The 25,294-nt window shown below is 65.8% G+C and carries 23 protein-coding genes; 19 read left to right on the forward strand and 4 right to left on the reverse strand.

Annotated elements, in window-relative coordinates; all coding sequences use genetic code 11:
• Positions 1 to 37 precede the first annotated feature (37 nt).
• From D3A60_RS03155 to D3A60_RS03205, 11 genes are all read left to right on the forward strand, one after another.
• Positions 38 to 874 (forward strand): ABC transporter permease, encoded by an 837-nt coding sequence (locus tag D3A60_RS03155; protein WP_119717228.1) that lies wholly within the window; start codon positions 38 to 40, stop codon positions 872 to 874.
• Positions 864 to 2,285 carry an ABC transporter ATP-binding protein gene (locus D3A60_RS03160; protein WP_119717229.1) on the forward strand — a complete coding sequence of 474 codons (1,422 nt, stop codon included), beginning with the start codon at positions 864 to 866 and terminating at the stop codon, positions 2,283 to 2,285. Before D3A60_RS03155 ends, D3A60_RS03160 begins: the two co-directional genes overlap by 11 nt.
• Positions 2,286 to 2,325: 40 nt before the next feature.
• On the forward strand, positions 2,326 to 4,221 hold the full coding sequence (locus D3A60_RS03165; protein ID WP_157981387.1) for a hypothetical protein: 1,896 nt from the start codon (positions 2,326 to 2,328) through the stop codon (positions 4,219 to 4,221).
• Positions 4,218 to 5,846 carry a glycosyltransferase family protein gene (locus D3A60_RS03170; protein WP_119717231.1) on the forward strand — a complete coding sequence of 543 codons (1,629 nt, stop codon included), beginning with the start codon at positions 4,218 to 4,220 and terminating at the stop codon, positions 5,844 to 5,846. Before D3A60_RS03165 ends, D3A60_RS03170 begins: the two co-directional genes overlap by 4 nt.
• A complete protein-coding gene (locus tag D3A60_RS03175) occupies positions 5,843 to 6,904 on the forward strand; it encodes a glycosyl transferase (RefSeq protein WP_119717232.1) in 1,062 nt (353 codons plus the stop codon). The genes D3A60_RS03170 and D3A60_RS03175 overlap by 4 nt, the downstream gene beginning before the upstream one ends.
• Positions 6,905 to 7,130: 226 nt before the next feature.
• Entirely contained in the window at positions 7,131 to 7,739 is a 609-nt protein-coding gene (locus tag D3A60_RS03180) for a hypothetical protein (RefSeq protein ID WP_157981388.1), read from the forward strand.
• A gap of 86 nt (positions 7,740 to 7,825) precedes the next feature.
• Positions 7,826 to 9,265, forward strand: a complete 1,440-nt coding sequence (locus tag D3A60_RS03185; protein ID WP_196778626.1) for a hypothetical protein — start codon at positions 7,826 to 7,828, stop codon at positions 9,263 to 9,265.
• 133 nt (positions 9,266 to 9,398) lie between these two features.
• Entirely contained in the window at positions 9,399 to 10,184 is a 786-nt protein-coding gene (locus D3A60_RS03190; protein WP_157981390.1) for a glycosyltransferase family 2 protein, read from the forward strand.
• A complete protein-coding gene (locus D3A60_RS03195; protein ID WP_119717236.1) occupies positions 10,184 to 10,558 on the forward strand; it encodes an EamA family transporter in 375 nt (124 codons plus the stop codon). The genes D3A60_RS03190 and D3A60_RS03195 overlap by 1 nt, the downstream gene beginning before the upstream one ends.
• A gap of 49 nt (positions 10,559 to 10,607) precedes the next feature.
• Positions 10,608 to 11,297, forward strand: a complete 690-nt coding sequence (locus tag D3A60_RS03200) for a glycosyltransferase family 2 protein (protein WP_119717237.1) — start codon at positions 10,608 to 10,610, stop codon at positions 11,295 to 11,297.
• A complete protein-coding gene (locus tag D3A60_RS03205; RefSeq protein WP_119717238.1) occupies positions 11,294 to 11,665 on the forward strand; it encodes a DUF2304 domain-containing protein in 372 nt (123 codons plus the stop codon). The genes D3A60_RS03200 and D3A60_RS03205 overlap by 4 nt, the downstream gene beginning before the upstream one ends.
• On the opposite strand, the gene D3A60_RS03210 is transcribed toward D3A60_RS03205, so the two are convergent.
• The 4 genes from D3A60_RS03210 to D3A60_RS03225 form a co-directional block, all read right to left on the reverse strand.
• Entirely contained in the window at positions 11,638 to 12,207 is a 570-nt protein-coding gene (locus D3A60_RS03210; RefSeq protein WP_157981391.1) for a class I SAM-dependent methyltransferase, read from the reverse strand. The two genes, D3A60_RS03205 and D3A60_RS03210, sit on opposite strands and share 28 nt — an antisense overlap.
• 68 nt (positions 12,208 to 12,275) lie before the next feature.
• Complete coding sequence (gene galE, locus D3A60_RS03215; RefSeq protein WP_119717240.1) at positions 12,276 to 13,349, reverse strand: UDP-glucose 4-epimerase GalE; 1,074 nt, start codon at positions 13,347 to 13,349, stop codon at positions 12,276 to 12,278.
• Positions 13,350 to 13,355: 6 nt separating this feature from the next.
• Positions 13,356 to 14,294, reverse strand: a complete 939-nt coding sequence (locus D3A60_RS03220; RefSeq protein WP_119717241.1) for an electron transfer flavoprotein subunit alpha/FixB family protein — start codon at positions 14,292 to 14,294, stop codon at positions 13,356 to 13,358.
• Positions 14,295 to 14,388: 94 nt separating this feature from the next.
• Complete coding sequence (locus D3A60_RS03225) at positions 14,389 to 15,141, reverse strand: electron transfer flavoprotein subunit beta/FixA family protein (RefSeq protein WP_119717242.1); 753 nt, start codon at positions 15,139 to 15,141, stop codon at positions 14,389 to 14,391.
• A gap of 229 nt (positions 15,142 to 15,370) precedes the next feature.
• Here D3A60_RS03225 and D3A60_RS03230 point away from each other — a divergent pair, with 229 nt between their 5' ends.
• The 8 genes from D3A60_RS03230 (at position 15,371) to D3A60_RS03265 (ending at position 25,289) form a co-directional block, all read left to right on the forward strand.
• Positions 15,371 to 16,783: a mannose-1-phosphate guanylyltransferase/mannose-6-phosphate isomerase gene (locus D3A60_RS03230; RefSeq protein ID WP_119717243.1), complete on the forward strand. Its 1,413-nt coding sequence runs from the start codon at positions 15,371 to 15,373 to the stop codon at positions 16,781 to 16,783.
• A 100-nt stretch (positions 16,784 to 16,883) separates the two neighbouring features.
• On the forward strand, positions 16,884 to 17,939 hold the full coding sequence (gene rfbB, locus D3A60_RS03235) for a dTDP-glucose 4,6-dehydratase (protein ID WP_119717244.1): 1,056 nt from the start codon (positions 16,884 to 16,886) through the stop codon (positions 17,937 to 17,939).
• Positions 17,936 to 18,832 carry a glucose-1-phosphate thymidylyltransferase RfbA gene (gene rfbA, locus D3A60_RS03240; protein WP_119717245.1) on the forward strand — a complete coding sequence of 299 codons (897 nt, stop codon included), beginning with the start codon at positions 17,936 to 17,938 and terminating at the stop codon, positions 18,830 to 18,832. The genes rfbB and rfbA overlap by 4 nt, the downstream gene beginning before the upstream one ends.
• Complete coding sequence (rfbC, locus tag D3A60_RS03245; RefSeq protein ID WP_119717246.1) at positions 18,829 to 19,395, forward strand: dTDP-4-dehydrorhamnose 3,5-epimerase; 567 nt, start codon at positions 18,829 to 18,831, stop codon at positions 19,393 to 19,395. Before rfbA ends, rfbC begins: the two co-directional genes overlap by 4 nt.
• Before the next feature lie 3 nt (positions 19,396 to 19,398).
• Positions 19,399 to 20,295 carry a dTDP-4-dehydrorhamnose reductase gene (gene rfbD / locus D3A60_RS03250; RefSeq protein WP_119717247.1) on the forward strand — a complete coding sequence of 299 codons (897 nt, stop codon included), beginning with the start codon at positions 19,399 to 19,401 and terminating at the stop codon, positions 20,293 to 20,295.
• Positions 20,296 to 20,395: 100 nt separating this feature from the next.
• On the forward strand, positions 20,396 to 21,136 hold the full coding sequence (locus tag D3A60_RS03255) for a CoA transferase subunit A (protein WP_119717248.1): 741 nt from the start codon (positions 20,396 to 20,398) through the stop codon (positions 21,134 to 21,136).
• Complete coding sequence (locus tag D3A60_RS03260; protein ID WP_119717249.1) at positions 21,136 to 21,762, forward strand: CoA transferase subunit B; 627 nt, start codon at positions 21,136 to 21,138, stop codon at positions 21,760 to 21,762. The genes D3A60_RS03255 and D3A60_RS03260 overlap by 1 nt, the downstream gene beginning before the upstream one ends.
• Positions 21,763 to 21,950: 188 nt before the next feature.
• Entirely contained in the window at positions 21,951 to 25,289 is a 3,339-nt protein-coding gene (locus tag D3A60_RS03265) for an FG-GAP-like repeat-containing protein (protein ID WP_196778627.1), read from the forward strand.
• Positions 25,290 to 25,294: the final 5 nt, after the last annotated feature.

The raw sequence follows: 25,294 nt of genomic DNA on the forward strand, positions 1-25,294 counted from the left end.
CGTTGTGTCCAGCGCACAGGCGACCGGCTGGCCAGTCATGAATGCAAGCGACACGCATCCGGTTGGCGTGGGGTTTCTCCTCAAGTCGATTTATGGACACCGAGAGCTGTTGAGGCAGCTCACGTGGCAGGAGATCGTCGGTCGATACCGCGGCTCCGTGATCGGGCTGTCGTGGTCGTTTCTCGCTCCGCTGCTGATGCTCGCCGTCTACACCTTCGTGTTCTCGGTGGTGTTCGGCGCGCGCTGGAACCTCCCGCAGTCGCAGCCGCAGGACAACGCCCAGTTTGCCGTGATCCTGTTCGCTGGCCTGGCCGTCTTCAATATATTCGCGGACTGCGTCAATCGCGCGCCGGGGATGATCGTGGCCAATACCAACTACGTGAAGCGTGTGGTTTTTCCGCTCGAGCTGCTACCGATCATCGCGCTGGGAAATGCACTCTTTCATTTCTCCGCGAGCATGCTGGTGTGGCTTGTCGTCACTGTGGTGATGCTCGGTGGAATTCCGTGGACCGCGGTGCTGTTGCCGATCGTTCTGTTTCCGCTGGCATTGGCGACGCTTGGAGTGACCTGGTTTCTCGCGTCCCTTGGTGTCTATCTACGCGATGTGAGCCAGATCACCTCGATTGTTGTCACCGGGCTGTTGTTTCTGTCCCCGATCTTCTTTCCCGCCGAAGCGGTCCCGCCGCAGTACCGCGCAGTGGTGCTGCTCAATCCCCTCGGCTACATCGTGGAGTCTGCGCGTCGCGTACTGATATTCGGCGAGTTGCCCCATGGGCCGGGTCTGTTGATCGCGATGGCCGCGGGCAGTGCCATCGCATGGGTCGGTTTCTGGTGGTTTCAAAAGACACGGAAGGGGTTCGCGGATGTCCTCTGAGCGAGCCGCCATCCGGATCGAGAACGTGGGCAAGTGCTACCCGCTCTACGAGCGTCCCGCCGACCGGCTCAAGCAGTTCATCCTGCCCCGCTTCAGCCGACTGGCCCGACGGGAGCCTGCCCGATATTTCGAGGAGTACTGGGCGCTCAGGGACGTCTCGTTTGAGGTGGCCCGTGGCGAGCAGGTGGGCATCGTGGGACGCAATGGCGCCGGTAAGTCGACCCTGCTGCAAATCATATGCAACACCTTGGCGCCCACCACTGGGACCGTGAACGTCGAGGGCAGAGTGGCGGCCCTGCTGGAGCTTGGCGCCGGCTTCAACCCCCAGCAGACGGGGGAGGAGAATGTGTTCCTCAACGGCTGTGTCCTCGGCCTGAGCCGCCAGCAGGTGGAGGAGCGGTACGACCGCATCCTCGCATTTGCGGATGTCGGTGACTTCATCGCGCAACCGGTCAAGAACTACTCCAGCGGCATGTACATGCGTTTGGCATTTGCCATCGCGGTGCACGTCGAGCCTGACGTCCTCGTCGTAGACGAGGCCCTCTCCGTCGGCGATGAGGCGTTCCAGCGCAAATGCCATGCACGAATCAAGAAGATCCGGGATGACGGAGCGACCATTCTGTTCGTCTCCCATTCTGCCGGCCACGTGACCGAGGTCTGCAGTCGCGCGATCTTGCTTGACGGAGGTGAACTGCTGTCGGTGGGACCGGCGAAGCACGTGATTTCGCGGTACCAGAAATTGCTTTACGCACCCGCGAGCCGAGCGCAGGCGATTCGCGACGAGCTCAGGCATGAGCATCTGCAGGGCGGGTCGATTGGGCCGCTGCACGAAGAGGCGCCCAGCGCCGGAGCCGGCTTGGCGAGGCCCGACTCTGCCGATACGCCGCAATCGGCGGACGGCGTCGACACGGCCTACTTCGATCCCGGCCTGGTGCCGCGCAGCACCGTTGTCTACCCGTCCCTGGGTTGTGCAATCGAAGATCCGCACTTGCAGTCCCTCGAGGGGCGACGGGTCAATGTCCTGCAGGCGGGCAGGGAGTATGTATACGCCTACCGCGCGCATTTCGACGCCGCCGCCGTAGCGGTGCGGTTCGGGATGATGATCAAGACCGTCACCGGCGTGGAGCTTGGTGGGGCGGCCTCCGCGCCCGAGGTGGCACCGCATGCATACTTCGCCGGCGGTCAATCGGTCGCAGTGCGTTTCCGTTTCCGCGCGATGCTCGCACCGGGCACGTATTTTCTGAATGCCGGCGTGGTGGGCCTGTTGGGCGAGCAGGAACAATACCTGTGCCGGTATGTCGATATCGCGATGTTTCGCGTCGGGCCGGTGAGCGACGGGATGGCGACGGGGATGGTTGATTTTGGTATCACGCCGGAGATCCGGGTGGCGGACGATGACAGCTCCAGCTGAACGACCCGGCACCGGCACAGATGCGATCCTGGTGCTTGGCATGCACCGCAGCGGCACGTCGGCCGCCGCTGGCGCCCTGCGTCTGCTCGGCGCCCGATTGGGCGACCGGCTCGTGCCTGCCGCGGATGACAATGCCAAGGGCTACTGGGAAGATGCCGACGTAGTCGACCTGCACGAACGCTTGCTCGAAGGGCTGTCGCGCAGCTGGGACGACGTCCGCGCATTGCCTTCACAGTGGGGCTCGGCGGAGTGCACCCGCCAGGCGAGGGGCCACATCCGTCGGGTGGTGGCGGGCTTTGCCGGGGACGCGCTATGGGCGGTCAAGGATCCGCGCATGGCGAGGTTCGTCCCGCTTTGGCTGGAGGAAATCGGCCGAGCGCGCCAGCGCGCTGCCTGTTTGCTGGTCGTGCGCCATCCGGACGAAGTAGCGGCCTCGCTCCGTGCGCGTAATGGACTACCCAGTCTGGTTGGGCACCTGCTGTGGTTGAGACACGTGCTTGAATCGGTGCGGGACTCCGCCGGCGCGCCTCGCGTGATGATTCGGTACGAGCAACTGCTCGGCTCGCCCACCGAATGCTTGCAGCGGGTTGGGGCGCACTTGGGACTCACGTGGCCGGTTTCGATCGAGCAGGCGCGCAGCGCGCTGGAGCGCTTCGTCGACAGCGCCGAACGCCACCAAGCCGCTGCTTCTGGCATGCCGGCCACTACCGGTCCACTTGGCCAGCTTGTTCACGATGTGTACGCGCACTGCCTGGCCGTCAGCCAGGACGAGGGACAGTGGGCCGGATTCGCGCCGTTGCTCGACGCCGGCGCGGCGGCCCTCGACGCGGCGGCGACCTGGACCGACGCCATCGGGGAAGTTCAAGCGGCCGATGCAATGGCGTTGCGCAGGTATGACGCCACCCACCGGATGCGAATGGAAGCGGTTGAAGGCGCCAAACGCGACGCGGAGCAGATGGCCATCGATCGGCTGCGGGAGCTGCAACGCACGACAACCGAACTCGAGGAAACGCGCCGCTTGGCGTTGGACCGTGAGAAGGAGCTCTCGGCGCTCGGTGCAGCACTGTCCGAGGCGCAGCAGCTCGCACTGCAGCGTCTGGCCGACACCCAGACGATCGCGAAGGCGCTCTCGGCGGCCGAGACGCTTGCCGTGGCCCGGCGGGAGGAGCTGGAGGAATTGTCACGCGCGCACCGCGCCACTCAAGAGCTCGCCGTGTCGCGTTTGAACGAGGTCGAGCGACTCGCAGTGGCGCTGGATGATTCCAATGCGCTAGCGCTGGAACGACAGGCGCAGCTGGAAACCCTGACGGCGGCGCACCACGACGCGGAGCGGCTCGCCCGACAGCGCTTGGGCGAACTCGAGCAGCTTTCTGCGGCGCACCAAGACGCTGAGCGTCTCGCCCGACAGCGCTTGGGCGAACTCGAGCAGCTTTCTGCGGCGCACCAAGACGCTGAGCGTCTCGCTCGACAGCGATTGGGCGAGCTCCACCAACTCTCCGCCGCTCACGACCAGGCTGCGGAATTGGCCCTGAAGCGCCTGTCGGAAGTCAGAGAGCTATCTCTCGCACTCGACGCCTCCAATGCGCTGGCGCTGGCCCGACAGGATGAGCTCGAGGCGTGGGCGAAGGCGAAGGAAGATATCGAGCAGTTGGCGTTGGCGCGACTGACTCAGATCGAGGCGCTGTCGGAAAGTCTTGCGCGCTCGCAAGAACTGGCACGTAAGCAGGAGATCGAGCTGGAGCAGACGCGCGGGGAGCTGGCGAGCGCCAAGCAGGCAATGGCCGATCAGTACGCCCTCATCGAGCGGCTCGAGAGCGAGGTGCTCGCGTTGCGGACCGAGCTGATTGCATTGCGTTCAACGCTGTCCTGGAAGGTTGCTGCGCCGGTCCGGGCCGTTGAATCCTGGAATCGGCGCCGGGCCGCGAGGGACGCATGACGGTGCACTACGCGGTGGACCAGTTGACCGTTCGTGATGGACGGTTCTTCGGTTGGGGATGGCTGTTGCACGAGTCGATCCCCGCGCGACGCGTGGAGCTGCGGGTAACCCTGGACGACCGAGTCGCCGTCGTTGAATGCCTGCGGGCGGGCCCACGGCCTGACCTCGCGGCCGCGTTTCCCAACGTGGCCCACGCGGCAGGGTGTGGTTTCCTGCTGGTCGGGCGAGTCGATGGACTGCCGCCGAGGGCGCCTGCAACGCTGGTCGCCCATCTTGAGGACGGCAGCAAGGTCGAACGGCAATTGCCCGACTTTCCAGCGCGATACGTGGTCTCAACGGCGTTGGCGACGCGCGTGCGCGCGCGGCTCGTATCCCTTGTGCGCCATGTGCGCGACGACGGGGTCGTCACGACCATCCGCGCCATGGCCGATCGGCTCGAGGGTGTCGCCAAGCGGGTTCAGCGCTGGCTGGCCACGGGCCTCAGCCGCGTCAGGCCCGCCCGACCCATCGTGGTCTTCGATCACGCCATGGGGGGGGGCGCCAACCGGTTCCGCGACGAGCGCATAGCAGATTACCGCGCGGCGGGGCGCGACGTGTGCCTGGTCACCCCATCGCTTGCGCGACTCTCGTATCACGTCCTCGAGTGGACGAGCGTCGGCGAGCGTTGCCGCGAGGTCGCGACTCTGTTTCAGGCACTTGAGCACTTGGAATCGTACGGCGCATGCGACGTGGTTCTGAACGATCTTGTGTCATTCAGTGAGCCGCTCACGGTGGTCGACTGGGCGCTACGCCAGAAGGCCAAGGGCGGCAGGCTGAGCTTCTTCCTGCACGACTACTTCGCTGCATGTCCCTCCTGGACATTGGTGGACGACCGAGGACGCTATTGCGGCATTCCTGAGATGGAGCGCTGTGCACAGTGTCTCGCCCACAACCGCGTCCCGTTCTTGACGTTCTACGGCGAAATTTCGCTACCGCAATGGCGAGCAGCTTGGTCGGCCTTGCTGGGCGTCTGCGACGATCTCGTGGCGTTCTCGGTTGCGTCGGCCGACATCCTCGTCAAGGCCTTCCCGGAGCTGCCCCGCGAGGGCATCCGCATCGAGCCGCATCGGATGGATTATCTTCCGTCCGGACTGCGGGCCCGGCCGGCGCTAACCAAGCCGCTTACAGTCGGCATCGTGGGCCACATCAGCGAACATAAGGGCGCCGCGCTGGTCCTTGCCTTGGTCGACGAGGTCCGCCGCACCGGCGCACCCCTGCGGTTCAAGGTCTTCGGGACGCTCGAAGGCACGGCGCCGCCCGGTCTGCTTGACGTGCTGGGCCGGTACGATGCAGCCGATCTGCCCGCCCTTATGGAGCGCCACGGCGTGGGGATCTGCTTGTTGCCCTCCATTTGCCCAGAGACGTTCTCGTACGTGACCTCCGAGTTGATCCACTTTGGAATGCCGCTCGCGGTATTCGACCTCGGCGCCCCTGCCGAGCGCACCCGGGGGTATGCCCTCGGGCGGGTGCTCGAGTCCATGGAGCCCGCCCACGTCGTGGCCGAGCTGCTGGAGTTCGGCGACTCGATGCGCACCCGCTTATCACTTCCTGTGCCCCCACATTCGTCGAGCTATTGCCCGCAATGAGAACCATAGCCTTCACCTCCGCCGCGCTGAACTACCTTCCCAAGGTCCGGAAGTTGTGCGCGTCCATCAAAAGGTTTCATCCGGAGTTCGAGGTAGTGCTGGCGCTCTCCGACGAGCGGAGCACCGAGGTCGACTTCTCGCAAGAGCCCGTGGATCGCGTGTTGGCCGTCAGCGATCTGGACATTCCCGATCGCACTCGATGGGCGTTCTTCCATACGATTGTGGAGCTCTCGACGGCGATCAAGCCGTTCGTGCTCCAGCGCCTTCTTGCCGAGGGCGACGTTGCGCGGGTCATCTACTTCGACCCTGATATGGTGCTGTTCTCGCGTCTCGACGACATGCTCGCGACGCTCGACGAGAGCAGCCTCGTACTTACGCCGCACCAGACCAAGCCCGAGCTTACCCTCGAAGCGGTCATGGACAACGAGATGTCGAGCCTGCGCCATGGCGTCTACAATCTCGGGTTCCTCGGGGTGCGGCCCACCGACGAGGGGCGGCGATTTGCCCAGTGGTGGGCGGATCGCATCTACCACTTCTGCATTGCGGATATCCCTCGCGGTCTGTTCACCGACCAGCGATGGATCGACTTGGCCCCGGCCTTTTTTGACGGAGTCGGCATCCTCAAGTCCCCGCGGTTCAACGTGGCCACCTGGAACTTGACCACCCGGCACCTCAGCGGCCATGCCGGGTCGGGCTTCCAGGTGGACGGAGAGCCGCTCGGTTTCTATCATTTCACCGGGTTCGATAGTGGAGCTCACCGCACGATGGCCGGCAAGAATGCGCCGGGCAACGATTCGGTGATGGAGCTCGTGGATTGGTACCAGGAGGCGACCCGATTCGACCGGGAGGATCCCGTGTCCCGGATTGCGTGGAAGTTTTCCACTTACTCGGATGGTTCTCCAATTCCCCTGGCGCACCGCCGCCTTTATCGCGCCCGTCCCGACTTGCAAGTTGTATTTCCTAATCCTTTCGACGTTTCGGCGGGATTCAACCTCAGGGGATGGATGGAAACGCAGGGGCGGATCGAGCATCCGGAGTACTTCGAAAAAAAAAACTAGCGTCCTCGCGTCCGAGCCTGTCGCGCACGCGCCAGTTGATCGCGCTGTCGCGCCTCGCGTTGGTGGACTCGAATGTCCGATCGAACCTGGTGCAGCGCGCGGTCCGCAGAATCCGCCTCCACGGCTTCTGGAGTAGCGTCAGGGCCTGGATCGTCGGGGCGTAGGGCAACAGCGCCCGACCGGTCCAAACCTTCATTTCTTTCCCACCATTCCCGGAGATATACGCATGAACAAGCTGCAAGCAGGATCCCAATCCATCCGGATCGCCGCACTGGTCGCGGTCGTGGTCCTTTCAGCGTGTAGCGAACGAGCCGACCGCGCTCCCACCGCCGCCGCCCCGGCGGCGGAGCAGACACCCGCGACCGAGCAGCAGGCCAAGCCCGCACTGGCGCCGGAGGCACGCTTCGCCGCGTCGACGGAAACGCTCGAAGGACTGATGGCGATGCAGACGACGGGCGTGTGCTCGCTGGAGAACGTCGTCACCATCGACGCCAACGAATCAAGTCCGGGCGACAAGCCGAACAGCTACAAGGTGGACCGCGGCCAGAACTACCGAATCGTCGGGTTCGCGACGAACAAGGACCGTGGCGTGGTCCCGGCCGACATCGAGATCGTGCTGGCAGGCATGCGCACCTACTCGATCCGCCTGTCGACCGGGCGGCCCCGCGAGGACGTCGCCGACTTCTTCGACAATCCCAGCTTCGCCAACGCCGGCTACCTGCACGATGCGGACTTCGCCGCTGTGGAGCCGGGCGAGTACGCGGTGTTTGTGGTGGAACACCATGCCGACGCGAAGGCAGCGTGCTCGACCAACCAGTCGGTGACGGTCATCTGATCTTTTCGCTGGTGCTGCCTGCCCGCCGCGGGCCGGCACTCTCCGGGACCGTGAAGGTCGTGGTCGCCAGCCCACCCATTGAGCCCATGCCCTTGAAGATCCGCTTCGCTACTTTAGGCCCCGCCTTCGTCCTCGCCGCCGCGGCCCTAGCGCTCGTTGTCCTCAGCGTGCGCGCACACCTGCCTGGGCAGGTGTCGATGGATGCGAGCATGCAGCTGTACGAAGCGAGCCTGGGACGGTCGATCACCTGGAATCCGCCCTACATGACCGCGATCCTGCGGTGGCTGGGGGGCGGGCCGGGGGCATCCAGTTGGATGGTGGTGTTCAACAGCGCCGTGACCTACCTGACGCTGGCGCTTCTCGCAGGCGCGGTCCTAGTCAAACGCGCCGTCGTCCATCGCACGGGCCACGGCTGGCAATGGCTCCGCGCGGGTCTGATCCTGCTGCTGCTGGCCAACCCGATCCTTTACCTGTACGTCGGCATCGTGTGGAAGGACGTTCTCTTCAGCTCACTGCTGATGCTGGGCCTGGCGCTTGGTTTGGCTGCGTGCCTGGCCGATGATCGCCGGGCCGCAGTGGCGTGGGCGGTGGGCGCCACCGTGGCGCTGGCGGTGGCGATGAAAGTGCGCCAGCAGGGTATTTTTATGTCTCCCGTCCTGCTCGGCGTGCCCCTGATTGGATTGACCCTGGGGCGAGGGCTGAGCCGGACGGCCGCCGCGACGACCTGCGTGGTTTTCGTGTGCTTGTTCGCAGGCGCGTCGATGGCGATGAGCGCACTGGTGGCCCGCACGATCCAGACCGAAGAGCGATTCGGCAACAGCGTGGGCTACAAGGGCGTAATGCAGTACGACATCGCCGGCATCGTCGCGCTCTCACCTACGGCTACGGACAAGCTCGCCATCCCGATGACGGAGGAGCTGCGCAGCGAGATCCGCCGTCTATACACGCCCGACCGGGGCGACTTCCTGTGGCGCAGTCCGGCCGTGACGCAATGGCAGTCGTCACCCACCTACGAGGTGATCAAGGATCGCTGGACGACCCTGATCCGCGCCGAACCGCGCGCCTACGCGGAGCACAAAGCGAGGGCGTTTGCCGCGGTACTTGCGGTCGACGGCGTCAAGGCCTGTCTGCCCGTCCACGTCGGCATCGACGGCAACCACGAGTATCTGCGCGAGATTGGCTTCACGCCGGGTGTGGACGCACGGGATCAGGCGCTGTGGGGTCTGTCGCAGGACATCATCCGCTGGCCGGTCTACCGTCACTGGGTCTACGTTCTGGCCTTGGTTGTGGCGGCCGTAGCGCTCGTCACGCTGCGGATGCCAGTGCGCCTGCGCGCGGGCGCCCTGGTGGCTGCCTTGGCAACGGCGCTGCTCTATCTCTCGTACCTCCCCACTTCGATCGCCTGCGATTTCCGGTACTTGTTCGCGGGTATCTGTCTCGTTTCGCTGCTCTGGGCCGTGATCCTGGCGGGCGCCTTCGGCGCACCGCGCGTGCCGTCCTTGAGGGCGGTCTGGGCGCGGCGATGAGCCACGTAGGGGACATGGGCGCCAGCGGACAGATTCGACGGTGTCGGACGGTCCCCCTGCACCGCGAGCCATGTGGTCCCTGCCAGTGGCCAAGCAGTGCACGTTGTCGTCCGTCAGAGCGGCGGGATGCTCGATGAAGGAGCATTCGTTCGTCGTGCCGACGTACGGGCGTTCGCCCCACCTCGAGGCATGCCTGGCGTCGCTCGCGGCGCAGCGCGTCCGGAGTGAGGTCGTGGTCTGCACGTCCACTCCGTTTCCCGAGTTGCCATCGCTGTGCGAGACGTTCAGAGCCCGTCTTGTCGTGCACGGTCCGAATGCAGGCATCGGGCGCGACTGGAACGCCGCGCTCGCGGCGAGCGAGAGTGCGCTGGTCACCATTGCGCACCAGGACGACCTGTATGGCTCTGGGTTCGTCGAAGAAACTTTGGAGACCCACCGCCGGTGGCCCGACTCGGTGCTGTACTTCTGCGATGCGGAAGAGATCACCGAGGCCGGCCAGCCCCGTGCAGGAGGGCGAAACAGCGCCCTCAAGCGCCTGATGGTGGCCGCTGCGTACGGTGGCGGGGAGACTATTCGTAGTGCGATTGCCCGCCGCGCGCTTCTCGGATTCGGCAATCCGATCGTCTGCCCGACCGTTACGATCAACCGCCGGGTCGCCGCCGACTTCAGATTCCGCGAAGAACTTCGCACAAACATGGATTGGCTGGCCTGGCTGGACCTCAGCGGGATGGGGCCCGTCACCCGTATCAGACGCCCTCTGGTCAGCCATCGCGTGCATACCGATAGCGAGACAGCGCGTTGCCTCGACGATGGCGCGCGTTGGGCGGAAGACCAGATGGTTTTCAGGCAATTGTGGCCGACCCCGTTCGCCAACCTGCTGGCGCGCGTCTATAGCTACTCGTACGGGGGATACCTCTGATGGCCTTGACTTACCTGCTCATTGCGACCACGACGCTGTGCACGCTCGCCGCGCAGCTGATCCTGAAGAAGGCGGTGACCGGTGCCGACCTGAAGGTGGCGCTGGCGGACGGCCCTCTTTCCTTCATTCTGGGTGCGGCGATGCATCCGCTCGTCTGGCTGGCGCTCGCGCTCCAGGTCTTCGGATATGTCGTCTGGTTTTTCGTGCTGACACGGGAGAAGCTGGCCGTCTCGTTCGCCCTCAGCGGAGCGCTGATTTACACCATCACGGCGTTCGCCGCCTGGTATCTCTATGGGGAACGCCTGGGCCCGATGCAGTGGGCCGGCATACTCATGATTTCGGCCGGAGTGCTGCTCGTGGCCTATCACAACTGACGAATGGTGACGTCAGGTCGGCTGTTGGATCCCTTACCCTTGGTTTGCGATGCCTACTGAACAACAATCCGGTGCTGCGGTGGTGATCGCGGCCTACAACGAAGCCAAGATGATCGGCGAGGTCGTCGCCGACGTCAGGCGCGTGTTCGATCAGGTGATCGTGGTCGACGACGGTTCGCGCGACGGCACCGCCAGAATCGCGCGGGACGCGGGCGCAACCGTGCTGGTTCATCCGATCAATCTGGGGCAGGGCGCCGCGCTGCAGACGGGAATAGCGTACGCGCTGCGTTTAGGCGCGGAGCAGGTGGTGACGTTTGACGCCGACGGCCAGCATCGCCCCGAAGATGCGCTCAACATGATCGCGGTGATGGCCAGAGAGGAGGCACAAGTTGTTCTGGGCAGTCGATTCCTCGGCGCTACGGAGAACATGCCGGTATCGCGCCGTTTGTTGCTGCGAGCCGCGACGGTGTTCACGCGGCTCACGACAGGTCTCAAGGTGACGGATGCACACAACGGGCTGCGCTTGTTGCGCGCCGACGCAGCGGCCTCTATCCGGATCCGACAGAACCGCATGGCGCACGCCTCGGAGATCCTGGAGGAAATCGCGCGACACGGACTAAGCTACGTGGAGGCGCCCGTGGTTGTGCGTTACACGGAATACTCCCGCGCCAAGGGCCAGTCTGGATTTGGAGCCTTCAATATCCTGCTCGACCTACTGCTTGCGAGGATGCGGAAATGATCAAGCTCGTCCTCAGCGTTTTCGCTCTCCTGGTAGTCGCCTATGGGCTGAGAGAATGGCGGCGCTCCCGGGTGGTGGGGCTTTCCCTGATCGTGGTGAGCGCCATTGGTGCGCTCTTCGTCTGGTTCCCCGCGGTGGCCGACAGGATCGCCATTGAGTTCGGCGTGAGCCGCGGCGCGGATCTCGTCCTGTATTGCTACAGCGCCATCAGCTTCCTGATGATTCTCAACTTGGGGCTAAAGCAGCGCGAACTCCATCAGTCGATTACAGAGTTAGCGCGACACATCGCCATGGCCTCACCGCCTACGTCGGGCGCGGCACCGCGAGGTGGCGGGGCCGATCACTCGGCGGAGAACTCAAGAATGTAGTTCGGTCGATTTCTAGGCAACAGCCCTAGCTCTTTCGATTTCCTGCCGGGGGATGCAGCTTCAACGATTCTGGTTAGCTCATGCATCGAGACGAGCGAGACCCCTCGGTCACCGCTGATGTAAAGGTCCGAATAGAGACTTAACGTTGCGACTGGGTGCCCGGGCTCGATGTCCTTCACAAAGAGCGGTGCGTTTGGTTTCAGTGCAAGGCACACATCCCGAATGAATCCTTCGCGGAAGTCTGTGGGAATGTGGTGCATCACGTCGCTGACGATCGCGGCGTCGTACTTTTGCGCTGCGTCGACGACGTGACGTTCAATTGGGGTGGCCGGAAGAAACGTCACCCGCGAGAGGTGCTCCCGCTCAAGAAAGCGACCTACCGACGGAGCTATGTCAACCATCGATACAGTAAGGTCGTGCCGCAGTGACAGGAGGCTGTTGAGGAGTTCCCCGTCTCCACCCCCGATGTCAAGCACATGGGCGTTTGGTGGCAAGGCTGTAGCAAGGTGATCCGCGACCTTGTGGAGATCAACGAAGATCAAGCGATACGCTTGGGCTGCGCGTCTTTCAAGGGAGTACGGCAGGAGGCGGCGAATAGCTGGCCCTAGCTTCATGACCTTGTTCCAAGAGTAGATGGACTAGCGATAAAGGGTGAGTCTGCGAGTTGGCTATTCCCGCTCTTATTATTGCTCACGCGACACTGCCAGCGCCATGCGTCAGCGCACATTTGATCCAAGTCGAGTTGAGCGCGCCAGCCGAGTACGTCCTCCGCCAGCTTTGTATCGGCAAAGCAACTCGACACATCGCCGGGCCGCCGCTCCACGATGCGCCGCTCAATTTCGTGTCCACACGCCTTCTCGAACGCTGCGATTACCTCAAGAACGCTGTGCCCGCGCCCCGTTCCGAGATTCACCGTAGTGTTCCGACGATTCGACGCAAGATAGTCCAGCGCGTCCACATGGGCGCGAGCTAGGTCCACGACGTGCAGGTAATCGCGCACACCCGTGCCGTCCGGCGTGGGGTAGTCCCCCCCGAAGACCCTGACGAACTCCCGCTCTCCTGCCGCAACCTGGGCGACAAAAGGCAGGAGGTTGTTCGGAACGCCGCGCGGGTTTTCCCCCAACAATCCCGAAGGATGTGCACCCACCGGATTAAAGTATCGCAGGATAGCCGCGTTGAAACCGCGCTCTGCGTGGCCGTAGTCGGTGATGATCTCCTCTGACATCAGCTTGGTACGTGCGTAGGGATTGGTCGCCCGCGTGGGGGCATCCTCGCGGATCGGAAGCGTTTCCGGCTCCCCATACACGGTTGCTGATGAACTGAACACCAAAGCGCCCGCGCTCGTCGCGGTCATTGCATGAAGCAATGAAAGCGTCCCACCGACGTTGTTGTCGTAATAGGCCAGCGGGCAAGTCCAAGACTCGCCCACCGCTTTAAGTGCGGCAAAATGCAGGACGGCATCTACGCGGAACTCCGCCATGACGTGCTCTAGGTGCTTCTGGTCGCGGACGTCACCCTGATGGAATGACACCACTCGTCCAGAGACTGCTTCGATGCGGGAAACAACATCGCTGCTGCTGTTGGACAAGTTGTCGAAAATGACCACCTCATGCCCGCGGGCAAGTAGGTCGATACAGGTATGCGACCCCACGTAACCCGTACCGCCTGTAACCAGTGTGCGCATCGGGAGTTACAGCTCCGCTTCCAAGGCAGGCAAGAGCTGGAATAAATCCGCCACCAGCCCGATATCCGCAATCTCGAAGATCGGCGCATCGCCGTCCTTGTTGATCGCCACGATCGTGCCCGCATCCTTGATGCCGGTCAGGTGTTGGATCGCACCGGAGATACCGACGGCGATGTACAGCTCGGGGGCGATGATCTTGCCGGTCTGGCCGACCTGCAGCTCGTTGGGCACGTAGCCGGCGTCGACCGCGGCGCGCGAGGCGCCGACGGCGGCGCCGAGCTTGTCGGCGAGGTCGTAGACGATCTTGAAGTTTTCCGCCGAGCCGACGCCGCGGCCGCCCGACACGACGCGCTTGGCGCTCTGCAGGTCCGGGCGGTCCGATTTGCCGGCGGCGAGGCCGACGAAACGGGTGTGCGTGGGCAGCGTCGCCGCGACGGCAGCGGTCTCGATCGCGGCGCCGCCGCCCTTGGCGGCCTCCGGCCACGAGGCCGTGCGCACGGTGGCGACGACGGTCCGATCGGCGGGCGCCTGCACGGTGACGATGGCGTTGCCGGCGTAGATCGGGCGCTTGAAGGTGTGGCTGCCCTCGACCGCCATGACGTCGGAGACCTGCGGCACGCCGAGCACCGCGGCGACGCACGGCATCAGGTCCTTGCCGAACGTCGTGCTCGGCCCGAACACATGGGTATAGCCGGCGGCGAGCGCGGCGACCTGAGGCGCCAGCACCTGCGCGATCGGATTGGCGTTGGCCGGGTTGGCGACGGTCAGCACCTTGGCTACGCCGGCGATCTGCGCGGCCTCGGCGGCGACGCCGGCGGGATCGGCGCCCAGCACCAGGACGTGGATCGCCTCGGGCTGCAGCGCCTGCGCGGCCGACACGCACTTGGCGGTCGAGGCGTTGAGCTTGCCGTCGAGGTGCTCGGCGATGATCAGGACGTTGGACATGAAGCGTTCTCCGGTGGCGTCGGGCGGGCTCGCGCGGCAGGTGCCGGTCGCGCGCCGCGGCCCGGAGCTCCCTCGTGGGAGCGGGCGATGGCGGTTACAGCAGGCCCTTGGCCTTCAGCGCCGCGACCAGTTCGGCGGCGTCCTTGACCATGACGCCCTTGCTGCGCTTGGCCGGCGGGGCGTAGTGGGTGGTGCTCAGGCCGTTGCCGTTCGCGACGCCGAGGTCGGCGAACGGGATCGACTCCAGCGGCTTGCTCTTGGCCTTCATGATGTCCGGCAGCTTGATGAAGCGCGGCTCGTTGAGGCGCAGGTCGGTCGTGACCACGGCCGGCAGGTCGACTTCGAGGGTTTCGAGCCCGGCATCAACCTCGCGGACCACGGTGGCCTTGCCGTCGGCCACGTCGAGCTTCGACGCGAACGTGGCCTGCGGGCGGCCCCACAGGGTGGCCAGCATCTGCCCGGTCTGGTTGGCGTCGTCGTCGATGGCCTGCTTGCCGAGGATCACCAGGTCCGGCTGCTCCTTCTCGACCAGCTTCAGCAAGGCGCGCGCGGCGGTCAGCGGCTGCACGTCTTGGCCCGGCTCCACCACCACGTGGATCGCCCGGTTGGCGCCCATCGCCAGGCCGTTGCGCAGGTGCGCCTGGGCATCGGCGGGGGCGATCGTGGCGACCACGACCTCGGTCGCAATGCCCTTGTCGCGCAGGCGCAGCGCCTCTTCCAGCGCGATCTCGTCGAACGGGTTCGGCGACAGTTTGACGCCGTCGGTGACCACGCCGGAGCCGTCCGGCTTGACCTGGATGCGGACGTTGTAGTCCACCACGCGCTTGTAGCCGACGAGAATCTTCATCGTGCGGGGGTTCCTTGCAGGGGAGGCGCGGCCGCGGGCGGCCGAGAGCCCGGAATTCTAGCCGAGGGGCGCGTCTGCCGCAGGCGGGCGACACGAGCGGGGCCGTCAATGCCGGCAGGCGAACGGGACAGCCCTCGGCTCGGGTGGCGTCTTGCGGCCCTGCGACGCCCACCCGGCCAGAGGCGGTTCCGGTACCCTGCAGGCCGCAGCGTCGGAGTGCGGAGCGCAGATGCTTTACCCGGTGATCCTCAGCGGCGGCAGCGGCACGCGACTGTGGCCCCTGTCCCGGCAGAACCAGCCCAAGCAATTCCTGGCCTTGATCGGCGACCGTTCGCTGTACCAGGAGACGGTGCTGCGGGCCAGTCGACTGCCCGACGCGCAGCCACCGATCACCGTGTGCAGCGACGAGCACCGGTTCATGGTCGGCGAACAGCTGCAGGCCGTCGGTTTGCGCAGCGGCGGCATCCTGCTGGAGCCCGTTGCCCGAAGCACGGCCCCGGCGATCGCGCTGGCGGCATTGCACGCGTTGACGCACGACGCCGACGCGACGGTGCTGGTCATGCCCGCCGACCACCTCATCGACGACGAGGCTGCGTTCCGCGCCGCCACTGCCACCGCCCAGTCGCTGGCCGCCGACGGTTGGCTGGTTACGTTTGGAATCACGCCGGATTATCCGGAGACCGGATACGGCTATATCCGCCGCGGTGACGGGCTGTCGCCGGGCGGATTCCGGGTCGAGCGTTTCGTCGAGAAGCCGGATCTCGAGACCGCCAAGCGCTACGTCACCGACGGAGAGCATGCGTGGAACTCCGGCATGTTCCTGTTCCGTGCCGACCGGTACCTGGACGAGCTCGAGCGGCATGCTCCGGCGATCGCGACCGCGGCGCGGGCAGCGTATGCGGTATCCGCGCGGGACCTGGATTTCACCCGCATCGATTCCGATGCCTTCGCCGCCAGCCCCAGCGACTCGATCGACTACGCGGTCATGGAGAAGACCGCGCGCGCGGCGGTGGTGCCCGTCAGCTGTGGCTGGAGCGATATTGGCTCGTGGTCGTCGCTGTGGTCGGTCGCTGAACGTGACGACGATGGGAACCGGCACGATGGCGATGTGATCGCCGTCGACACCCATGACAGCCTGGTGCGCGCATCCGAACGCCGGCTGATTGCCACGATTGGCGTCGAGGATCTGGTGATCATCGACACCGCCGACGCAACCCTGGTGGCCCGCAAAGACCGCGTCCAGGACGTGAAGCTGGTCGTCGACCGGCTGAAGGCAGCGGGTCGCACCGAACACCTGCTGCACCGGAAGGTGTACCGCCCCTGGGGCAGTTACGACTCGATCGGCGTGGGGGGGCGGTTCCAGGTGAAGAAGATCGTCGTCAAGCCCGGCGCGGCGTTGAGCCTGCAGAAGCACGAGCATCGGGCCGAGCACTGGGTGGTCGTGTCGGGGGTAGCGGAAGTTACCTGCGACGGGCGCGTGTTCGAACTGCGCGAGAACGAGAGCACGTTCATTCCCCGCGGCAGCGTCCATCGGCTGCGCAACCGCGGCGAACAGCCGGTGGAGCTGATCGAGGTGCAATCGGGCGGCTACCTCGGCGAGGACGACATCGTCCGCCTCGACGACGCGTACGGGCGAAGCTGAACAGCGGCGCTCGGCGCTCCTGCCCGCTCCCCCGGGGAGCGATGCCAACGGGCCGCCGGTATACTCGCGGGCCGCATATCAGGACGGCAGCTGGAGCAGCATGAGCGTATGGATGGTCACCGGCGGTGCCGGTTTCATTGGCGGTAATTTCGTTCTGGACGCGGTCCGCCGCGGTATCAAGGTAGTCAACCTCGACGCGCTGACCTACGCGGGCAACCTCGACACGCTGTCGTCGCTCGACGGCAATCCCAATCACTTCTTCGTCGAGGGCGACATCGGCGACGGCCCGCTGGTCGAGCGGTTGCTGGCCGAGCACCGCCCCGTCGCGATCATCAACTTCGCCGCCGAGAGCCACGTCGACCGCTCGATCGACGGCCCGGCGGCGTTCGTGCAGACCAACGTCGTCGGCACGCTGTCGCTGCTGGAGAAGGCGCGCGACTACTGGAAGTCGCTCGACGCGCCGGCGCGCGACGCGTTCCGCTTCCTGCACGTGTCGACCGACGAGGTCTACGGCACGCTCGGCGAAACCGGCAAATTCACCGAGACCACCCCGTACGCGCCGAACTCGCCGTACTCGGCCTCGAAGGCCGCCTCCGACCACCTGGTCCGTGCGTTCCACCACACGTACGGCCTGCCGGTGCTGACGACCAACTGCAGCAACAACTACGGCCCGTACCACTTTCCCGAGAAGCTGATCCCGCTGGTCATCGCCAAGGCGCTGGCGGGCGAGCCGCTGCCGGTCTACGGCGACGGCAAGCAGGTGCGCGACTGGCTGTTCGTCACCGACCACTGCGAGGCGATCCGCACGGTGCTGGCCAAGGGCCGGGTCGGCGAAACGTATAACGTCGGCGGCAACTCGGAGAAGCAGAACATCGAGGTGGTGCAGGCGATCTGCGCGCTGCTGGACGAGCGCCGTCCGCGCGAGGATGGCAAGCCGCGCGCCTCGCAGATCGCGTACGTTGCCGACCGCCCGGGCCACGACCGCCGCTATGCGATCGATGCGTCCAAGCTGCGCGACGAGCTCGGCTGGGAGCCGAAGTACACGTTCGAGCGCGGCATCGCCGAGACGGTCGACTGGTACCTGGCGAACCAGGACTGGGTGCGCCGTGTCCTCGACGGCAGCTACCGCCTCGAACGCATCGGCGGTGCAGCATGACGGGCGCCATCAACCGCAAGGGCATCATCCTGGCCGGTGGCTCCGGCACGCGGCTGTACCCGATCACGCAGGCGATCAGCAAGCAGCTGCTGCCGGTGTACGACAAGCCGATGATCTATTACCCGCTCAGCGTGCTGATGCTGGCCGGCATCCGCGAAGTGCTGATCATCAACACCCCGCATGAGCAGGCATTGTTCCAGCACCTGATCGGCGACGGCTCGCAGTGGGGCATGAAGATCGAATACGCGGCCCAGCCCAGCCCGGACGGCCTGGCGCAGGCCTTCCTGATCGGCCACGAGTTCCTCGCCGGGCAGCCGAGCTGCCTGGTGCTCGGCGACAACATCTTCCACGGCCCGGGCCTGACCGCGATGCTCAAGCGCGCCGATGCGCGCGAGCACGGCGCCACGGTGTTCGGCTACTGGGTCAGCGACCCGGAGCGGTACGGCGTCGCGGAGTTCGACGGGGAAGGGCGCGTGATCGGGCTGGAAGAGAAGCCCGCGCAGCCGCGCTCGCATTACGCCGTCACCGGGTTGTATTTCTACGATGGCCGCGCGAGCGATTTCGCGGCCGAGCTGCAGCCTTCGCCGCGCGGCGAGCTGGAGATCACCGACCTCAACAAGCGCTACCTCGACGAGGGCTCGCTGCACCTCGAGCAGCTCGGTCGCGGCTATGCGTGGCTCGACACCGGCACGCACCAGTCGCTGCTCGAGGCCTCGAACTACATCGAGACGATCGAGGCGCGTCAGGGCCTGCGCGTGTGCTGTCCCGAAGAGATCGCGTGGAACAACGGCTGGATCAGCGACGCCGATCTGGCGGCGCTGGCGCAGCCGCTTAAGAAGAATGGGTACGGCCAGTACCTGCTGGGGCTCGCCGAGCGCGGGTTCGTGCCATGAAGTTCATCGAAACCGACCTGCCTGGCTGCCTGGTATTCGAGCCGCGCGTCTTCGGCGACGAGCGCGGCTTCTTCTTCGAATCGTTCAACCACGACAAGCTCGCCGAGCACGGCCTGCAGCCGAACTTCGTGCAGGGCAACGTGTCCTCGTCGCGGCGCGGCGTGCTTCGCGGCCTGCACTACCAGTGGCCCAAGCCGCAGGGCAAGTTCGTGTCGGTGGTCGAGGGCGAGGTGTGGGACGTCGCGGTTGACATCCGCCGCGGCTCGCCGACGTTCGGTCGCTGGACGGCCGTCGTGCTCAGCGCCGAGAACAAGCGCCACTTCTGGATCCCGGAAGGCTTCGCGCACGGTTTCGTGACGCTCAGCGAGCGCGCGGTCTTCACCTACCTGTGCACCGCGACGTACTACCCGGCCGCCGATGCCAGCGTTCGTTGGGACGACCCGCAGCTGGCGATCGACTGGCCCATCCGCGACGTGCAGCTGTCCGACAAGGACGCTCGCGCGCCGCTGCTTGCCGATATCGCCGCCGAGCGGCTGCCGGTCTACTCGCCCGCGAGCGCCTGACGCATGTCGATTCTCGTGCTGGGGGGCAACGGGCAGGTCGGCTTCGAACTGCTGCGCAGCCTCGCGCCGCTGGGCACCGTCGTCCCCACGACCCGAAGCGGCATGCTCGACGACGGCTCGCCCTGCGAAACGCTCGACCTGGACCACGCCGACGCGATCGCGCCGCTGCTCGATCGGATTCGGCCTGAGGTGGTCGTCAATGCGACCGCGTACACGGCGGTCGATCGCGCCGAGGACGAACCCGACGCGGCGTTCCGCGCCAACGCGTTCGCGCCTGGCGTGCTGGCCGGATGGTGCGCCGCGAACGCGGCGACGCTCGTCCACTATTCGACCGACTACGTGTTCGATGGCGCTGGAGCGCGTCCCTACCGCGAGGCCGACCCCGTTGCCCCGCTGGGCGTGTACGGCGCCAGCAAGCTTGCCGGCGAGCAGGCGATCGCCGAAAGCGGCGCGAATCATCTGATCCTGCGCACGGCCTGGGTCTACGGGCTGCGCGGCGGCAACTTCCTGCGCACGATGCTGCGGGTCGGCGCCGAGCGCGACGAGCTGCGCGTCGTCGGCGACCAGCACGGAACGCCGACACCGGCGTGGCTGATCGCTGACGCCACCGCGGCCATCCTGTCGCAAGGCATCCGAACCGCGGGGGTGCGGCACCTGGTTGCCGGCGGCCAGACCACGTGGCGCGGGTTCGCCGAATCGATCTTCGACGAGGCCGTGGCGCGGGGTCTGATGGCACGCGCGCCACGCGTGGTGCCGATTGCCACCGCCGAGTACCCGACCCGCGCCTCCCGGCCGGCTTGGTCGGTGCTGGATACGTCCCGGCTGTCATCGGAGTACGGGCTGGCCCTCCCGGACTGGCGCTCCGCCCTGGCCACTACGTTCGATCGCGGCGCCCACTGACCTGCAAGCCGGCGCGAGCGAACTGTACTTGTCCGTTGGTACGTATCGTCGTTCGTGCCGCCACCGGTAAACTGCGCGTCTCGTTCCATCGGGCCTGGCCATGACTGCGCACGCGACTTCGACCCGCCCTGCCGGCTCCGGCAAGGTCTATCCCAGCGCTGCCGAGGCGCTCTCCGGCCTCGTCGCCGACGGCCAGACCCTCGCGGTCGGCGGCTTCGGCCTGTGCGGCATCCCCGAGGCGCTGATCGCCGCCCTGCGCGATTCCGGCGCGAAGGGCCTGACCGCCATTTCGAACAATGCCGGCGTCGACGGCTTCGGCCTCGGGCTGCTGCTCGAGACGCGGCAGATCAAGAAGATGATTTCGTCGTACGTCGGCGAGAACAAGGAGTTCGAGCGCCAGTTCCTGTCCGGCGAACTCGAGCTCGAATTCAATCCGCAGGGCACGCTCGCCGAACGGCTGCGCGCGGGCGGCGCCGGCATCCCGGCGTTCTTCACCCGCACCGGCTACGGCACCGTCGTGGCCGAGGGCAAGGAAACGCGCGAGTTCGACGGGCACCACTACGTCATGGAAACCGCATTGAAGGCCGACGTGTCGCTGGTCAAGGCGTGGAAGGCAGACCGCTCCGGCAACCTCGTGTTCCGCAAGACCGCACGAAACTTCAACCCGGCCTGCGCGATGGCCGGCAAGGTCTGCGTGGCCGAGGTCGAGCAGCTGGTCGACGTCGGCGAGATCGACCCGGACCACGTGCACCTGCCCGGCATCTATGTCGACCGCATCGTCGTCAATGCGTCTCCCGAAAAGCGCATCGAACAGCGCACTGTCAGCGCAGGAGCGAAGTAATGGCCTGGACCCGTGATGAGATGGCCGCACGTGCGGCGCAGGAGCTGACCGACGGCGCCTACGTCAATCTCGGCATCGGCCTGCCGACGCTGGTGGCCAACCATATTCCTGTCGGCATGGACGTCTGGCTGCAGAGCGAGAACGGCCTGCTCGGCATCGGCCCGTTCCCGACCGACGACCAAGTCGATGCCGACCTCATCAACGCCGGCAAGCAGACGGTGACCGCGCGGCCGGGCGCCAGCTTCTTCGGCAGCCACGACTCGTTCGCGATGATCCGCGGCGGCCACATCGACCTGGCGATCCTCGGGGCGATGCAGGTCACCGACAAGGGCGACCTCGCCAACTGGATGGTGCCCGGCAAGATGGTCAAGGGCATGGGCGGGGCCATGGACCTGGTTGCCGGGGTCAAGCGGGTAGTCGTGCTGATGGAGCACACCGCGAAGAACGGCGAGCACAAGATCCTGCCGCAGTGCACGCTGCCCCTGACGGGTGTCGGCGTGGTCAACCGGATCATCACCGAGCTGGCGGTGATGGATGTGACCGAATCCGGTCTCGCGGTGGTGGAGATGGCGCCGGGCGTAGACATGCAGCACCTGCAAGAGCGGACCGGAGCCGCAATAAGCTGAATGCGGCTTTGGCCGCCGCCCAGCGCGCCGGGCCCCATGTGACGTGAATGAACGGAGCTGCGCTCTGTCTGAACGTCAGGCGGACTCGCGAGGGGCCAGAGGCCAGCCGGCGGCCGCGCGAGCTTGCGCACGGGGGGCCGGCGCTGCAGCATGGCCCATTCCTGCCACTCCCCCGGCACGCAGCCATGATGAAGAAGGCGCTCGTTTTCGCTCTGGTCGTGGCCGGTTGTGTGGGGTGTCGTCCGCCCTCCGATGAAGGGAGTACTGCGGCTGGATACGGCCGTGCCGGCGCAGGTGTTGCGACCGCGCCCAATCCCACGGCGCTGAATGTGCTCCCTTCGATGCGGCTGCCGCGCGCCTCGTCGTTTGCCGGGCTTCCGGACGGCGGCGATCTGTTCGCTTACGCCCCGGGCGGGGCTGCACGACACGATGGTGCGTACACATGGCACGCGGCGCAGATCAGCGAAGCCCACGCCTTCCAGTCACTGCGGTCGGGCACGCTGCGCATTACCTCGCCCAGCGGACAACCGCTCCAATACAGATATGTCCGGCACATCGAGCACCCGTCCGGCGACTGGACATGGGTCGGCCGACTTGACGACGGCGAGCAATTCGATGAGGCGATCATCACATTTGGAGAGCGCGCTGCATTCGGCTCGATTTCCGAGCCCGGGAAACCGGATCTACGTCTGACCACGTGGCGTGGGGCGGCGTGGTTGGTGGAGACCGACCCGACCAAAATTGCGGACATCCGAAACGAATCGACGCGGCCGAGCGCGCCGGACTATCTGTTGCCGCCTGCAGCCGTCGCGGCGGTCGCCGATAGTAGCCGCACCTCCGCGGGCACGGGCTCGGCCCCCGCAACGGCCAACGCGGTGACCGCGGCCGCCGCCACGACGGTGGATGTCGTACTTGGCTACACGAGTGGCTTCGCCGCATCGCTCGGCGGCCAATCGCAGGCCATCACCCGCTTGAACAATCTGGTCGAGATCGCGAATCAGGCCTACCTGAACAGCCAGGTCGACGCCGAGATCCGGCTGGTGCATGCGCTGCAGGTCCAGTACCCGGACGCTACCACGAACGCCTCCGCTCTCGAGTCGCTGACCGGGTATCGCTCGGGCACCGGGGGCGGTCAGATTGCGGTCGATCCTGCCTTCAGTGCGTTGCGGGCAGCGCGCGACCAGTATGGTGGTGATCTGGTCACGCTGGTCCGGAAGTTCGAGACGCCGGAGAACGACGGCTGCGGAATCGCGTGGCTGATCGGCGGTGGCCGCAGCGGGCTCGATACCGGCGATGCGCCGTTTGGCTACTCGGTCGTCAGCGACGGCCAGGATGTCGGCAGCGACGGGCGGACCTACTTCTGTCGACAAGAGACTCTTGCCCATGAGCTGGGGCACAACATGGGCTCCCAGCACGATCGCGTCACGGCTACCGAGAACGGAACGCTGAACTATGGCGTCTTTACGTATTCGTTCGGCTACAAGGCCGCCGCCACGGCCGGTAATTTCTACACGGTCATGGCGTACGGCGACACAGGACAGATCGCGTATCGCGTTTTTTCCAACCCGCGTATTTCGTTCTGCGGGGGGTTGGCGTGCGGAGTCGCTGAAGAGGCCGACAACGCTCGCTCCCTAGCCCAGACGATGCCCGTCGTCGCGCAGTTCCGGGGCTCGGTCGTGGCGCCGCCCCCGCCGCCCCCGCCGCCGCCGCCGACAGCCCGCCGCGTTGCCAGTGATGTCAACGGCGACGGAAGGTCGGACATCCTGTGGCACAACGCGGTTTCCGGCGAGCTGTACTACTGGGCAATGAACGGCGCCTCCATCGCGGGCGGGCAAGGCAGCGCGACCCTGCCGATGGGATTCGCGGCAATCGGTTCAGGTGATTTCAACGGCGATGGTCGCGCCGACGTTCTGTCCTCCAGTGTAAGCGAGGTGCGGGTTTCGTTAGCGTTGGACACCGGCGCCTACGGGGCTGCGACATCGCTATCCGGGCGTCCGTCGGCGGGCTGGACCTTCGCGGGAGCGGGCGACGTCAATGGCGACGGCCGTTCCGAAATTCTCTGGCACAACGTGATCTCGGGCGAGCTGTACTGGTGGGTCGTAAACGGCGCGGTGATCACGGGTGGCCAGGGCGGCTCGAGTGTTCCGGTCGGATATTCGGTACTGGGTCTGGGCGACCTCAACGGCGACGGGCGCGTCGACCTGCTGACCGCGAACAGCGCGGATGTTCGCGTTTCGTTCGCGCAAGCCAACGGCGCGCTGGCAGCCCCCGTCGTGATTGCCGGCCGCCCGCCCGCGGGGTGGCGCTTTGCCGGCGCGGCAGACGTGAATGGAGACGCACGCTCAGACGTGGTTTGGCACAACACGAATTCGGGCGAGCTCTACTACTGGGCCATGAACGGCTCCACCATCGCGGGAGGGCAAGGGGCTGCGTACTTGGCGGAGGGTCACGCAGTGCTCGGGCTTGGCGACTTCAACGGCGATGGCCGCGCCGACGTGCTGTCTGCCGGAAGCGCGGATGTCAGGGTGTCCTTCTCGCTGGGAGCGGCGCTCGCTTCGCCATCGCTTGTCGCCGCCCGTCCGCCGTCGGGCTGGAGTCACGTCGGTGCGAGCCGCAGAAATGATGGAGGTCCGCTGAGCGATGTCTCCGGCGATACGCGCTCTGACATGATCTGGCACAACATCAATTCCGGTGAGCTGTACTACTGGGCCATGAGCGGAGCCTCGATCGCCGGCGGGCAAGGCGCGGCATACCTGCCGATGGGATACGAGACTTTGGCGTTTGCCGACTTCAATGGAGACGGACGAGCCGACGTACTTTCGGCAAGCAGCGTGGACGTGCGGATTTCCCTCGCCCAAGGCACGGGGTCGTTTGGCGCGTCGGCAACGATTTCCGCACGTCCGCCGGCGGGGTGGTCCCTCGCCGGCGCCGGTGACGTCAACGGGGACGCCAGGGCCGACGTGATCTGGCACAACGTGAACTCTGGAGAGCTGTACTACTGGGCGATGAGCGGCGCGTCCATCGCAGGAGGCCAAGGCGCCGCATACCTGCCGATCGGCCATTCCGCGATCGGGGTCGGTGACGTGAACGGTGACGGACGGGTCGACGTGATTTCGGCCAGTTCGGCCGACGTACGCATCTCGTTGGCACTGGGTGCGGGCAGCTTCGGGGCCGCCACCGCCATTTCCACCCGCCCTCCAGCAGGCTGGAATTTTTCCGGTTCCGGTGACGTCGACGGCAACGGCAAGTGGGACATCATCTGGCACAACGTCAACTCGGGCGAACTCTACTACTGGGCCATGAGTGGCGCCGCGATCGTGGGCGGCCAAGGAGCCGCATACCTGCCGCCGGGCCACACCACGATCGGGATTGGCGACTTCAACGGTGATGGCCGATCGGACATCGTCTCCGCCAATGTGGTCGAGGTGCGCGTTTCATTGGCCCAGGGTGCCGCGAGTTTTGGCCCTTCCGCCTATGTCTCGACCCGGCCTCCCGCGGGCTGGCGGCTGGTCAGCGTGCGTCCCTGACCAAG

Origin of the sequence: Cognatilysobacter tabacisoli, assembly GCF_003586305.1 — a bacterium.
GTDB classification, from domain to species: Bacteria; Pseudomonadota; Gammaproteobacteria; order Xanthomonadales; family Xanthomonadaceae; genus Cognatilysobacter_A; species Cognatilysobacter_A tabacisoli.